The 13,588-nt window shown below is 44.2% G+C and carries 11 protein-coding genes; all 11 read right to left on the minus strand.

Going from position 1 to position 13,588, the window contains the following annotated elements; all coding sequences use genetic code 11:
- Positions 1 to 105 precede the first annotated feature (105 nt).
- The 11 genes from DESDE_RS19500 to DESDE_RS19550 all read right to left on the minus strand — a co-directional run bounded on the left by DESDE_RS19500 (position 106) and on the right by DESDE_RS19550 (position 13,438).
- Positions 106 to 792: a TorD/DmsD family molecular chaperone gene (locus DESDE_RS19500; RefSeq protein ID WP_014795746.1), complete on the minus strand. Its 687-nt coding sequence runs from the start codon at positions 790 to 792 to the stop codon at positions 106 to 108.
- Positions 793 to 892: 100 nt separating this feature from the next.
- Positions 893 to 1,594, minus strand: coding sequence for a response regulator transcription factor (locus DESDE_RS19505; RefSeq protein WP_019851452.1), 702 nt, complete (start codon positions 1,592 to 1,594; stop codon positions 893 to 895).
- Positions 1,595 to 1,644: 50 nt separating this feature from the next.
- Entirely contained in the window at positions 1,645 to 3,339 is a 1,695-nt protein-coding gene (locus DESDE_RS19510; protein ID WP_172637637.1) for an ATP-binding protein, read from the minus strand.
- A gap of 187 nt (positions 3,340 to 3,526) precedes the next feature.
- A complete protein-coding gene (locus DESDE_RS19515) occupies positions 3,527 to 4,360 on the minus strand; it encodes a dimethyl sulfoxide reductase anchor subunit family protein (protein WP_014795749.1) in 834 nt (277 codons plus the stop codon).
- Positions 4,361 to 4,363: 3 nt separating this feature from the next.
- Positions 4,364 to 4,942 (minus strand): 4Fe-4S dicluster domain-containing protein, encoded by a 579-nt coding sequence (locus DESDE_RS19520; RefSeq protein WP_014795750.1) that lies wholly within the window; start codon positions 4,940 to 4,942, stop codon positions 4,364 to 4,366.
- A 13-nt stretch (positions 4,943 to 4,955) separates the two neighbouring features.
- Positions 4,956 to 7,565 carry a molybdopterin-dependent oxidoreductase gene (locus DESDE_RS19525; RefSeq protein WP_014795751.1) on the minus strand — a complete coding sequence of 870 codons (2,610 nt, stop codon included), beginning with the start codon at positions 7,563 to 7,565 and terminating at the stop codon, positions 4,956 to 4,958.
- Between the two features lie 292 nt (positions 7,566 to 7,857).
- Positions 7,858 to 8,967, minus strand: coding sequence for a toxic anion resistance protein (locus tag DESDE_RS19530; RefSeq protein ID WP_014795752.1), 1,110 nt, complete (start codon positions 8,965 to 8,967; stop codon positions 7,858 to 7,860).
- 27 nt (positions 8,968 to 8,994) lie between these two features.
- Positions 8,995 to 10,095 (minus strand): hypothetical protein, encoded by a 1,101-nt coding sequence (locus tag DESDE_RS19535; RefSeq protein WP_014795753.1) that lies wholly within the window; start codon positions 10,093 to 10,095, stop codon positions 8,995 to 8,997.
- Complete coding sequence (locus tag DESDE_RS19540; RefSeq protein ID WP_014795754.1) at positions 10,096 to 10,731, minus strand: 5-bromo-4-chloroindolyl phosphate hydrolysis family protein; 636 nt, start codon at positions 10,729 to 10,731, stop codon at positions 10,096 to 10,098.
- A gap of 11 nt (positions 10,732 to 10,742) precedes the next feature.
- Positions 10,743 to 12,179 (minus strand): substrate-binding and vWA domain-containing protein, encoded by a 1,437-nt coding sequence (locus DESDE_RS19545; protein WP_242831285.1) that lies wholly within the window; start codon positions 12,177 to 12,179, stop codon positions 10,743 to 10,745.
- Between the two features lie 281 nt (positions 12,180 to 12,460).
- Positions 12,461 to 13,438, minus strand: a complete 978-nt coding sequence (locus DESDE_RS19550) for an MBL fold metallo-hydrolase (RefSeq protein WP_014795756.1) — start codon at positions 13,436 to 13,438, stop codon at positions 12,461 to 12,463.
- Positions 13,439 to 13,588: the final 150 nt, after the last annotated feature.

The following is a 13,588-nucleotide window of genomic DNA, read 5'->3' on the forward strand; positions in this document are numbered from 1 at the left end:
CAACTGTTTTTGAGAACACAAAAAGGGACCCTCTCCTTTTGAAAGGATCCCTTCGGTATTTTTCTAATTTCTTAACAGTAATTAGCGAATCCGGTAATCATGACTTTAAAGTGCCGTTAACTCATCCAAAAGCTCGGCATCCATCTTTACGATATGCTTGGTCAGATCGGCCATAGGCGGATAGAAGTAATGGGTCTTGCTTTTTTGAATGTCGTGAGCAAAATCACCAATCCATAGGAGCAAATGGTCACGCAAAAAGGCTTGCTGGTCTTCGAGGATAGCTTTCATCTCCTCCACCCGGCCATTCTCGAAATGGTCCTGAGCCACTTGAGATAGATGAGCCATAAAATCCAGCTCCAGGCCGAGATGATCATCGGCTTCATGGGGGTAGTTTGAAGGTAAAAAGTTATATTTCAAATAGGCACGGCGAACATTTAACGTACTTTCTTGGAACAGAACCCGCTCCTTGGTGAGATAGACGGATTCCCAAGGAGGTGCAGGCAAACTGTTAGGTCCAATGAACAGATAAGTGTATTCACCTTTCAGCTTGTCCAAGGTCTGCTCAGGTTCAGCCGCCAAGGCCTGAGCCACCTCACTTAAAACCTCAAAATGCTTATCAAAGAGATGCTCATCTTCCTGGAGCAGGATCTGCAGTGCTTCCCGGGTGTGTGTGTCTGTAACAACCTTCAATACTTCGACTTGGGGTTCTCCGCCAAAGATCCGCTGCAATAATCTATAGAGATAACTTCGGTTGGCCAGCAAAATTGCGATTGCATCGTTTTGTTGATTCATTTCTTATACCACCTGTTCATATTAATAATTTTGCCTTAATCTTTAATTTTATTTTTACTTCCATATACTATAATGTTGTACTCAAATTTTCAACCCATTCTTACTCCTTCTCACCGAATTTATAGCCAACGCCCCAGACTGTCTGCAGATATTTGGGTTTGGAAGGATCATCCTCAATCTTCTCCCGAATCTTGCGGATAAAAACAGCAATACTGGTTAATTCACCTACATAGTCTTCCCCCCACACATAAGCTAGAAGCTGCTCCCGAGTAAATACTTCCCCGGGATGACCAGCCATATAGGCTAAGATCTTAAATTCCTTCGGTGTGAGTTCCACACGCTTGCCTTTCAATCGAGCCTCATAACGCTTGAAAAAGATCTCTAAATCTCCGAGTTTAATGCTTTCTTTCTTCTCCGCTGCACTTGATGAACCGACTTGGTGATCCCGCCGACGAAGAAGAGCTTCAATGCGTAGGGATAATTCCAAAGAGCTAAAAGGCTTGACGAGATAATCATCGGCCCCCGCCTTAAACCCAACGCTTTTGTCTACGATATCTCCCTTAGCAGACAATATAATGATGGGGACATTGCTGCCCTTTTTGCGAAGTTGGGCACACACATCAAAGCCATTGAGTTTCGGCATCATGACATCCAAAATCACCAGGTCGGGCTTTTCTGCCTCAAAAACAGCCAAGGCCTCAACACCATCTGATGCGTAGCAAAAATCATAGCCGTCTTCCGTGACTATGTGTTCCACGACGATAAGAATGCTCTCTTCGTCATCAGCCAGCATAATTTTCATCCTCTATCGCCCCTTTCTCTGCTGAACCCTGACTAAATGCCCCATAATCTTTAAAAATCCATGTGAAGCCAGTCTTCATTATCCTCCCCGGCCGGAATTCCTACCATGAACAAGCTCCCTTCGTTGGGTTCGCTGACGACTTTAATCCAGCCTCCGTGAAGTTCTGCCAACTCCTTAGCTAATGCTAAACCTAAACCACTGCCATTATATTGGCGGTGGATGGATGAATCACTTTGAACAAATTTTTCGAAGATATAGGGCTGATCCTCTTTCCGTATACCAATACCATTATCTTGAACATTAATCAGCACTTCATTCTGCTCTTGGTCATAAGAAACCCAGACTTTGATCTCTCCACCCTTAGGCGTGAATTTCAAGGCATTGCTTACTAGATTCTCTACAATCCTTTTTAGCCCTTCGCGATCTCCCTCTATAACAGGAACGTCTTGATCTATAACACTGGAATAACTGATATTCTTTTTCTCAATTAAAGGTTCAACGACATTTTCAACAGCATTGATCACGTCAACAAGATCAATGGGCTCGATGATCAATTCTTGTTTCCCAGCTTCAATACGAGCGATTTCTAAGATATTGTTGATCATGCGCAAAAGAACTTGGCTGTTCGCTCTAATTTCCTGAGTCATTTTCTGCTCTTTAGGGGATTTGTCACCGCTTACTTTTTCCAAAACCTCTGCAAAAGCGATAATCGAAGTCAATGGCGTGCGAAGTTCATGGCTAATGATGGTGAGGAAGTCCGATTTATACTGATTATCTTCACGCAAACGTCTGTTGACTTCTTCCAGTTGGATTCGCTGAGATTCCAGGGTATCTTTAGCATGAGCTAAATCCTGAGTTCTTAGTTGAACCTTGGTCTCCAGGTCATTATATAAAGTCTGGAGTTCTTTAGTCATGATCTCAAAGTGGTCTGCCACATCTCGAATTTCTCCCTGAGCATCAATATCTTTCAAATCAACCTTCAAGTCCCCTGTTTTAACATGCTCCATTGCATTTTTTAATTGATTTAAGGGCCTGGTTACAAGCTTGGACATAGCGTAGTAAATAACCATAATAATACTCAAGGTAAGCAGGGAAATATAACCTACTTGCTTTACCACATTAGATTGAATGTTTTCCGTATACATATCTATAGGCATCACAATACTCACAATGCCAGCCAAGTCGCCTATTTCCCAACCTTCTTTGGGATATCCTAAAATATCTAACTCCCCGGCTGGTTCCCCATGGCATTCTAAACAGTTCTCTTCGATACGCATGGGAGCGGTATAACGAAAGGCGTCTTTCCCCGCGTATTCCGACACCTTATAGAATTCACTTGTATTCACATCTTCAGCAAATAGGTTGAGCGCTTCTAATTCAAATTCATCAGGAATATCCGCTTTATTGCGTGGATTAAAATTAGTATAGCGAACAGTATAACCTGTTTTTTTACCAAATAGTTTTCCGATGCTTTTCCCCACAAGAGAACAATGTAGTTTTTTAAAATTATATTCTCCATTGGCATCATAATTGATGACATCCTGATTGATTACCATAAACTCCCATGCAGCATCCATCTGTTGAGAGAGGACGTAAGCCTTTTCATGCATTTCCTTTTCAGCCTGCTTTTGTTGAGTCATCCAAATCCAAACTACATTCATAAGAAGCGAAACCGCCAAAATACCCACTAATAATATAACAAATCGGGTTCTTATACGAACATTGTTTAAACCCAACCTATTCACCCCCGGCAGTTTCAAATGTATTATTATTATATCAGTTAATGTCAATTAAACGTATTCTTTCCCCTATATTAGTATCTCTTGCATTTTCGATAGCCTGAATAATGCCAGGAACCCTCCGATTGTAAAAAGGAGTATCTTATCCGATACTCCTTTTTAGCACTCATAGTTCTCATGTTCAGACAGAGAATTAAGTTAACCCTACCCCAGATATAACCATTGCAGCGTAGAATACATACCTTCCGATCGCCTGGCCAACCAGAATCAAAGCTGTACCGCCGATGACAGCATTGGATACAGATTTGCTTAGTTCATCTTTAGCCATCCAAAGAACCAACCCAGCTCCAGCGAGGATAAACAGCCATTTAATGGCTGTGGCTGTCTTCAGACTGCCGAGAATAGCAAGGCTGGCTTGCAAAGCGGTACTGGTGCTGGCCCCCAGAGAAATAAAGTAAGGGACTACAGCAGCGACTTGAACAGCTACAACAGCTGCGACAGCTAAAGCCACGAATTTCTTCATCTTCCCAGCTTCTTTCATACTCAGAACAAGGAAAAGCATGGCTCCCATGGATAGTGCAGCGGTATAGAACTCAACAGTGGTCGTAGCACTTTGCCATACAGGCACACTGGCCGAGCTATAAATCTTCGCCATGGCAAAGACATCGATCAGACCCACCAGTGCAGCCGCTGCGGATAAGCCGGTGATAGCTCCTGCTGCTTGGGGTTTAACATAGAGAAGCACAGCAGCCACAACGGTTAACCCAACAAACATCGCAGTAAACCAAATCTCGCGGCTGAGCCAGGAGGTACCGAATTGAAACAGAGCATTCATGGCACTTAAAGGGCGCCCCAAGTGTAGCAGAGAAGCCAACATGCCGATGACGCCAAGGCCTGTCGCCGTGATCATAGCATTCTTGAATACCCCTTCTTTATTCACAAGCCGACCAATAGCCACAAAGAGCATAACTCCCACGGCTGCTTGGATACAGATGGAAAACGTGGTCAAGGCAAAATGTTCACCCATGGATTACACCCCCACTTTCTTATAACCGGGCTTTAGGGCTTCGGCTTTGGGTTTGATTAAGAAGGAGGGATCGGTTTTGGTGGCCGAAGGAAGAATGGGTAACTCCTTGACCAGATCCTCCCCGTATTCTGCTTTCATTTGGTCTAAATCTCCAAATTTCAAACAACGCATAATACATGCATCCACACAAACGGGGTTCTGTCCAGCATCTCTTAATTCTTTACAGGAATCACACTTTCCTACGACATTTTTGTCTTCGAAGTAATGAGGTACACTATATGGACAGTTCCAAACACAATATTTGCAGCCGATACATAGTTCTTTATCATGTTGAACTGTACCATCTTTATCAAAGTGCATGGCCCCCGTAGGACAGCCTTTAACACATTTAGCTTCTGCACAATGATTACACCCCATGGAAAGGTAATAGCCCCCTACATTGGGATAGGTACCACCTTCAAATTCATAGACTTTGCGGAATAGTTCCCCTACTTTGAGATCATTCCTATCTTTACAGGCAATTTGACAGGCTTTGCATCCCATACAAGAAGCCATATCATAATAAAATCCTAATTGTCCCATCAGGTGTCACCTCCTAAAATATAATTCTTTGCGCCCACTGTGCATCCGGTTTTAATGGTTCACCAGCGTATTTCTCAACTCTAACAATAGTAGTATTCCAAGGCTCTTCCCCTTGTCCGCTTAACCGGGCTCCGCAAAGAACGTTTGTTGCACCTGCTTTATCAATTCCTTTTTCCTCATCCATTTCTACCCAAGCACCTTCTCCTAAGGTTACCACACCCGGCATCAATGTCTCTGAGAGGGTCAGGGGACGAATGCATTTGCCATATTCACTCTCAATTAAAACGGTATCCCCATCTTTAAGGCCAAGTGCTTCCCCATCTCTTGTGTTCATCACAAAGTCCTGAGGATAGGCTTCTCTCAACTGAGGAATGTTATCGAATACTGAGTGGGAACGTCTTCCATAGTGTATGGTAACGAGCTGGAAGGGGTATTTGCCTTTCTTTTTGCTTTGCCAATCTTCGAAAGTATCTTCATAGCCATCCAGCGGTGGTTCATACATGGCGATTGGCGGGACCGTGGTCAAACCATAAGATGCAATCTTATCAGAGAGAGGTTGGCAGTGGATTTCCAGCTTACCGCTTTTGGTTGTGAGCGGATTAGCGGCAGGATCTTTAACAAAATCTTCCCCTTGAATCACAGTTAAGCTATCACCGGCAGTTCTCTCTACTTGGTAAACACCCTGCGCCATCAAGTCATTCAAGGCGATCTTTCCTAGTTGCGGTTTACCCTGAACTCCCCATTCTTGAATGTCTTTTTCCGTAATAGTTACCAGACTCTCGTAGGTCTCCCCGTCCCCACCAATCACTTCAGCTCCTGCGAGACTGTTAAAGAATTGCTGTTTCTCAGTGATCGGATAAATTTCATCCGGATTCAGCCCGAGGCGTTTTGCTAGTTCACGATCCATCCACTCTTCTGTTTTTGCCTCATAAAGGGGTTCCGTCACTTTTTGGTTAATAAAGATAGCTTCTGGATTTCCTTGATAAATCTTCCCTTCTTTTTCCCACTCTGTGGTTGCTGGGAGAACAATATCAGCATATTTGGAGATACTTGAGAGAACAGTATCATTGGTCACTACAAAATCCACTTTGCGGAATGCTTCAATTCCCTTATGGATTCCAGAGGATTGGTTGAGGAAATTATATCCGCTGCCGTCCCGAACCAACCAAATCAAACGAATATCGCAAGGAACTTTCCCTCTACCTCCCGTTCCGGTATATTCGCCCTTTAATATAGCATCATAGGTTTCACAATAAGCCATTCCATTGGCATCGGGGTTGGTTGGGTTTGCCCATCGGTAGCCATCATATGCTCCGTATGTGGCATCCGGGAATAACGGATTGACGGCCGGGGGAAGGCCCCTGCCTCCGCCTTTGACAAGAGTTTTGCCACCGTATCCTTGATTTGCCGCATAGTTCATAGTCCATACTCCGGAACCTGGCTTTCCTACGTTTCCAGTCATCCAGCCGACTGTTAAAAATGCTTGGCAGAATTGCTGGCCTCTATAGGTGCGGGCAGGCGCAAAAGATGAGTTGAAAATAACCGGTTTTGTTGTGGCAACTTCAGTCGCGAACTCTCTAATCAGTTGCGGATCCGTTCCGCAGATTTTTGAAGCCCATTCAGGAGTTTTGGGAACCCCGTCATAAGTGCCTAAAACATAATCTTTGAAATTCTCTTTGGGATCTGCCCCCTCAGGCATATGATCTTTATCAAATCCTACAGTACACCGATCAAGGAAATCCTGATCCTGCAGATTGTGTTCAATCATGTGATAGGCCATTCCTAAAAGCAGTGCAGTATCTGTGCCTGGTCGGCAAGGTATATATTTATCAGCTAAGGTCTTTACTGAGGGTGATACTTGCGGATCAACAAAAATAAACTTTGCTCCGGCCTTTTTTGCCTGCAATAAATTGTAGGTGGGATTGCCCAGGTTGGATCGGGCAGGATTAGCTCCCCACATAACAATCAGTTTAGCATTTCTCCAGTCAGGTCTGTCGTTGGCTTTCCACGAGAAGAAGCCTGTCATGCATTCTTGAACCACACCCCACGCACCCGATGAAGAAGAACCCCATCTTACAAGGCCTCCGCCGTAGAAATTCAGCAGTCTGCTTGTTCCAAGAATGGATTTATTTCCATGCTCTTCCTTAATCCGCTTTAACTCAGCAGCGACAAGATCCAAGGCTTCATCCCAAGAAATACGTACCCATTCGTCTTTTCCCCGTAGCTCCTTGTTGCCGCCGCCAGGCTCCCAATGCTTACGCTTCATCGGATATTTAATTCGATCCGCCCCAAATACTTGATGTCTTTGGGAACGCCCCCGGTGACAACCTCTTTGCTGCGGATAATCAGGAGAGTCTGGATGTGTATCATCTGTTTTTTGTCTGACGACAACTCCATCAACTACATAGGCTTTGTTTAAGCACCGTCCCCCACAGTTATGCCAACAACCTGCGGTAATCCATTCACCCTCGTTGTTAGCTATTGCTGCGTCGGCTCCGGCTTTGGTCAGTGTATTACTGCTGCAGCCTGGCAACGTCAAGCTCGCTGCACCAATAGCACTGGCTTTTAGAAAATTCCTGCGGTTAATTTTATGATTGACAATACCCTCAAGAATGTTTCCCATACAGCACCTTCCTCCTTTACTTTCATACAAGTTCATTGTGGTAAATCATAGCAACTATAAGAAAATATTATTACTCCTTGTATAAAGTCTAACAAATTAAATATGTTAATTCTATTTCCAAAAAATTATGAGTTATTAATTTTTGTTAATATTTTCACTTATAGATTTCTTTTAACATAATATCATAATTGATTTGCAACATTCTTTGTTGGGAATACAAAGCAGAAATAACCGCCTCCTCGTCAGGGTTTGCGGTTATCTCTAATAACTCCAAATCAAGCAACTATTCCGTTTACTGTCTTATAGATATCAATGTCTGTTTAAGTTCAGATTCTATCGAAGCCAGCTCCGACTCAGCGGCCAATCTTTCCTCTTTGCCCTTTCTTTGAATGTCCAGCACGCCGCTAATGGTTTCTATTAAATCCTGATTGACCTTTTTTATGGTTTCTATGGATACAATTCCTCTTTCGCTTTCCTTAGCCACACCCAGAGTGCCTGCTTTAAGAATTTCGGAGTTTTTCTTCAAAAGATCGTTGGTCATGTCCGTAACCTTGGTCTGCGCTTCAAGGGCGGCCTTGGCATTGGCCAGACCGAGAGATAGAACCATCTGGTTTTTCCACAGAGGTATGGAATTGACGATAGATGACTGTATTTTGTCAGCCAGCTGAGCATCGTTGTTTTGAATCAGGCGGATCTGCGGTCCCATCTGCAGGGATATCTGACGGCTGAGCTGCAGGTCATAGACCTTCTTTTCAAAGCGGTTTACCGCATTGGCCAAATCATTCAGCTTTTGCGCCTCTGCCTCATCCCCTGATTGGGCAACCCGCTCTCTGAGTGCAGGCAGCACTTTTTCATTCATTTCCTTAATTTTTTCTTTGCCCGCCACGATATACATGGTCAGCTCTTTAAAGTACACCAGATTCGTTTTATACATTTCATCGTACATGACAATGTCCTTAAGCATAGTATGACGGTGAGCCTGCAGCATGTTACTTATCTTGTCAATGTTGACTTCCACATCGCTGTAGCGTGCAATCAGCCTGTCAATTTCCGTTTTGGCCTTTCCGAACAGATTGCCTAAAAAGCCCTTGCTCTCACCGGTGGCATCAAAGTTCTTTATGGTTACGACCAAATCGGTAAGCAGCTTGCCCGCCTCACCCGAATCCTTTGTTTTAACATTTGCCAGGGTGTCGTCCGCAAATTTTGCCAGCTTTGTCTGGGCACCGGAACCATAGGTAACGATGGAGTTGCTGTCCGTAATATCGATTTTATCCACAAATTCCAAAACCAGCTTTTGCTCCTCAGTCGTTAAGGAAGCCAGGCTGACGCCGCCAGGCTCATCCTTGATTTTCGCCGGTGATGCTTGTACCTCGTTGCCGAAGTCTAATTTTATCTCTTCCATTTTTATCCCAAGCCCCTTTCTCATCGATTAATTTTTGAGAGCCTCAATGATCTTATCGTAAATCTCTTTTTGCAATCCCTTGGTTACCGAAGTTATTTCCTGGGGGATTCCCTGTACAGGCACTGCTTTAACGTCATATTCCCCTCCGACCACACCGGTTCTGAAGCCGTATTTTTCCCAAGCTATTTTTTGAATTTCCGGATCAGCCAAGGCGTCCACATAGGCTGTGCCGCCCTCCGTAAAGCTCATGATGCAATGAGAGTTCCATAGGGTTGGACTGGGATACAGTACCCTTATTTTATCTTTTACCTTGGCAAAGCCATCAGGATTTTTATTGGCAAAATCAATAATGGATTTTTCATAGTCAACGATCATGGGATAAGCACCCTTCCCCATTCTGAGATACAGGTCAAACAGGTCGGCGGGAGTATTGTTCATAAAGCCCGAAAGCTTGTAAAAGCTCTTGAGCTTGGGAAGAACCTTGTTGATATTGCTTTCATCCACATACCCCTCGTTCATAATCGAGGCCAGCAGACCGTAGTAAGTTGCACCGGGCGAAGAGGTTACCGGGTCTGTGCTGGCAATATTAATCTTGCCGTAAATATCCCCTATGCCTATATCCGACCATTTGGTATTCTTTTCGATATAGGACAGTACGGCGGGCATATCGGCAATATAATAAGTATCTCCGGACTGTTTAACGATGCCTTTGGACACGAGTACATCGCAGATGCTGTCCCAGCTGTAGACCACGATGGGCGTGGATAAGGTGATCTGGGATTTAAAGGTCTTCAGCCTTGGCGCTTCGCCGTCTGCGGCGGGCTTTTTATAGTATTCGTAAAATCTTTCGTCGCTGAAAAAAACAAAGTCATAGCCTTTATTGTCCTTGGTTGCGAGTGTGTCCTTAATGAGGGCGTTGTTGCTCCAATTGTCAACCTTCAGGTTGATATTGTATTTGTCATGTAAAATTCCCAGAATTTCCGGGTCCGCCAGAAAATTCTCTTTACCTCCGCCTACCGCTCCGGTAACAGTTATTGCCGTATCCTTCGGCTCAGCCATGGATGAAGCGGCGATTCCGATGACGATCACTACGATAAAAGCAACGACGGCGGTCAATACTTTTTTCATTTATGAACCTCCTCCCATAAAATCCTTATTGTCCATAAGTCCTTCTGATTTAAATACAGCCGCCATGGCAGCCATTTCGGCCTTGCTGTCCAGCACATCCTTGGAAAACAGGCTGTAATACTTTTTGTCGAAAGCATCCGTTATTTGCGGCAAAAAAAGGGAAAACTGCCCGGCAAATTTCTGTGCTTCCTCTGTTTTAAATGAGCCCTCGGCCAAATTCTCATAAGTATTTAAAATATTCATCAGCCCCGGCAGATAATATAAGGAAAAGTCATTCAGCTTCGTGTATAGAGAATGGTCCTCCTCCAGGGCCTCAGCTATTTTCAAACAGGTTTTATGGATTGAGGACAACATGACCAGGATGTCCTTCTCCACGTTCAGCCTCTTCAATTGATCCATATACCGGGCCATGGCAGAGCTGTGATCCATAATCCCTTGATGAACCTTACCATAGGCATCATCATCACCCTTTAAATCAATCCTTACTTTCTTTTCCTTTTCCAGAGCCTTTATTGTCAGCACAACGATTCCCAGGCAGGCTGCACTGCTTAAGGCGGATATCAATAGATTGCCGCCGATCAGCCAGACTACAAGGAATGCTGCTGCCGCTGCAACACCAAGGAATATTTCTTTCATAGCAATCTCCTCTAATTATATGCTCTTATCTCCTTAAAGGCGTTAATAAGGTCTGTTCTGCCATCAAAAGTCTTGCCCCTTGTCAGCCTGCTGATTTCATCCAGCTGTTTCGGATTGGCCTTTCCGAACATAATTGAAAATACGGGGGTATCGTAGGCTGTACCAGGACTGAACCTGCCCCCTGATTCACCGTCGGTCATCAGGACGATAGATTTGGTATAGGTTTCGGAATCAAAATCATTTAATATCTTAATGGCACGTTCCACCGGTCTGTATATATCTGTTCCGCCCCCTGTTCCGGTATCCTTTATCCTGGAAATCAAGGTTCTAGTATCCGTGCCGGAGTGAGTTGAATCAACCCATTTGAGATCAGCGGCAAAGGGAATGACAACTATTTCATCATTTTCGGAAAACTGGATCATATCCTCTGCTGCCAGCTCATGATTCAGTATCCGCTCCATGGCCGCTACAAGCTGCTTATTGCCCTCGCCGTACATACTGCCTGAATAGTCAAGGCAGAATACTACCGCAGAGGGCTTTCTGAATAAATCCTGGTAAAGGGTCAAGGCCATTTTAAGCACAGGACTCGCTGGATATTTAATAGGGGACAAATAAGCGTTCTTATCAATCCCGTAGGATTCCTTAAACACCTCAACGTTGGATACCAGGCCTCCGTAGGTGGTTCTTCTCCCCAACCCTTCAAGCTTTTGCTGGGTATCCGCAGATAATAAGAAGTCCTGCAGCTTATTAAAAGTCTCCAGTTTCTCACTGTCATTATTGTCTATATAGGCAAATGGGCTGTCCGAAACAGAGACTCCGTCAGAGGGATAGATAAACAGCAAAGGTTCTTTATTGCTTTCGATAAGCTGTTTGTTCAGCTCGATAAGGGACGATTCGTAGTTTACCAGGGCATCGTAGTCCCCTTCCCTGAATATGTCTATTAAGTACTCATCACTGCCGGAATTCCTCGCCACTCCTTTAAACAGCTTCTTTAAGCTTTCCTGAAGAGCCGGTGATGTTAAGTCTTCTTCTGTCAACACCGGAGGATTACCCGCCAGGCTGTTTAAGAAACCTATGTAAGCCGATGCTCCGCTGTTTGTTTGCGTGACTGAGGGCATCAGAAACTTTAACTTTCCTACTTCAACCGCCTTCACCAAGTCATTGACAACGGTATCCCTGCTAAATCCCAAGGCTTTATATCTGCTTTCCTTTACCGCAAAGATTACGGGGTTAACGGATATGGATTTTGAGTTTTTTAATACTGAGCTTGGGATAGACGCGTTCCATATGCTGTTTGAGGACCATACAGCATCATAATCCTGAGGCGATGATTTGATCATGGCAGGAATATTTAGAGAGCCCGTATACTCAAATCTCAATTCTATTTTATTTCTTTGGGCAAATTCAGTAAGCATTGGCTCTAAATCCTTATTTTCACTACTTGACAAAATAGTGAATCCACCTGTTTCCCCCTTCCCGGAAGAACAGGCGCACAGAGAAAACAATAAAGCTGCCAACAAAAAGACAACCGCTATTTTTCTGTACAAAACCATCTCACTTCCCATCTTTTCGCATTTATTTCTATATATTATAGCATATGTCAACAAGGATTTATTGAAGCCGCCAGGAAAAAATCATGGCCTGTGGCAAGGAAACCGCAGACTGCACAGCATGAAATAGAAAGACCGCCTTCAGCAAGAAGGCGGTGTCTGCAATCGAAACTAATCTTCTATACTCTTGTATAATAAACCACCCCATCTTTTAATTCCTTAACCACAACCTTTTGAAAAACAAGATGGGTCAGGTGGGCCAGAGCTTCCCCGGTCGCAAATATTTTTTGGGCCGGCGGGAAATCTTCCCAGGACTTAATGGATAAATCCCATTGCATTTGACTGGCTACTTGGGCTCCCGACAAACTCCCCTTGCCCAATATCGTCAGGATATTTTCCAGCCGCCGCTGATGATGAGATTTAAGCTCTTCTATCCTTGTATATCCATCCTCAAGAACATAACGATGGGCAGGGAAAACCACCTTTAGATCAAGACTGGCAATTTTGTCCAGGCTTTTCAGGTATTCACCGAGGTAATCTCTGGTGATGGTTGCCGGCGGCGCCCAAATCGTATTATTGGGAGTGATTTTTCCTAAGATATGATCCCCGGAAAACAGGATTTTTCGCTCCGAATCATAAAGACAAACATGATCCGGGGCGTGACCCGAGGTCTCAATACACTGAAAGCTGAATTCTCCAACTTGGAGAATATCCCCATCCTGGACAATGGCTACACTTTCCACGATGTCACTGGCATAGGTATACCCGGGGTGGGCGGATATACTGATATGGGGCAGCCCGCTTTGACTGATCAGGTCATCAAAGAAGCCTTTTAACCCTTCCTCTGCATAGCCCTGCAAAGATTGGGCACAATACCTGCCACTATAGACTGTGTTGGTCGGACGGGATAAGTAACCGGCCAGGCCCGAATGATCGCCATGAATATGAGTTATGAAGATATCCGTGTTTTCCATCGCAATACCAAGCTCCTCTATAGCTTGATCCATAGCCTCCCTGCATTCGGAACGATTAAAGCCGGTGTCAATAAGGAGGTTCCGCTCATCTCCTTTGACTAAATAGGCATTGGTTGCCTTTAAAGGGTTGTTCGGAAGTGGAATTTGAATTTTAAAAATATCTGGGTATACTTGTTCAATCATCTATAAACATCCTTTCAGTATATGTTGAGCCTGTTTTTTTACTCTGGTGGTGCCAACCTTAACAACATGGGAGTCTGCCGTGAATCTACAATCCATTGTTGCGAATTTTCCCAATATTCTTAGTATAAGTTTACCATAGAATTACCCTCT

The sequence above is a fragment of the Desulfitobacterium dehalogenans ATCC 51507 genome, from assembly GCF_000243155.2.
Lineage (GTDB): Bacteria > Bacillota > Desulfitobacteriia > Desulfitobacteriales > Desulfitobacteriaceae > Desulfitobacterium > Desulfitobacterium dehalogenans.

Excerpts from the sequence above, each read along its gene's own strand:
- DESDE_RS19530 (WP_014795752.1), bottom strand. The coding sequence starts at position 8,967 with ATGGAAGAGATAAAATTAGACTTCGGCAACGAGGTACAAGCATCACCG.
- DESDE_RS19500 (WP_014795746.1), bottom strand. The coding sequence starts at position 792 with ATGAATCAACAAAACGATGCAATCGCAATTTTGCTGGCCAACCGAAGT.
- DESDE_RS19505 (WP_019851452.1), bottom strand. The coding sequence starts at position 1,594 with ATGAAAATTATGCTGGCTGATGACGAAGAGAGCATTCTTATCGTCGTG.
- DESDE_RS19535 (WP_014795753.1), bottom strand. The coding sequence starts at position 10,095 with ATGAAAAAAGTATTGACCGCCGTCGTTGCTTTTATCGTAGTGATCGTC.
- DESDE_RS19520 (WP_014795750.1), bottom strand. The coding sequence starts at position 4,942 with ATGGGACAATTAGGATTTTATTATGATATGGCTTCTTGTATGGGATGC.
- DESDE_RS19550 (WP_014795756.1), bottom strand. The coding sequence starts at position 13,438 with ATGATTGAACAAGTATACCCAGATATTTTTAAAATTCAAATTCCACTT.
- DESDE_RS19525 (WP_014795751.1), bottom strand. The coding sequence starts at position 7,565 with ATGGGAAACATTCTTGAGGGTATTGTCAATCATAAAATTAACCGCAGG.
- DESDE_RS19515 (WP_014795749.1), bottom strand. The coding sequence starts at position 4,360 with ATGGGTGAACATTTTGCCTTGACCACGTTTTCCATCTGTATCCAAGCA.
- DESDE_RS19540 (WP_014795754.1), bottom strand. The coding sequence starts at position 10,731 with ATGAAAGAAATATTCCTTGGTGTTGCAGCGGCAGCAGCATTCCTTGTA.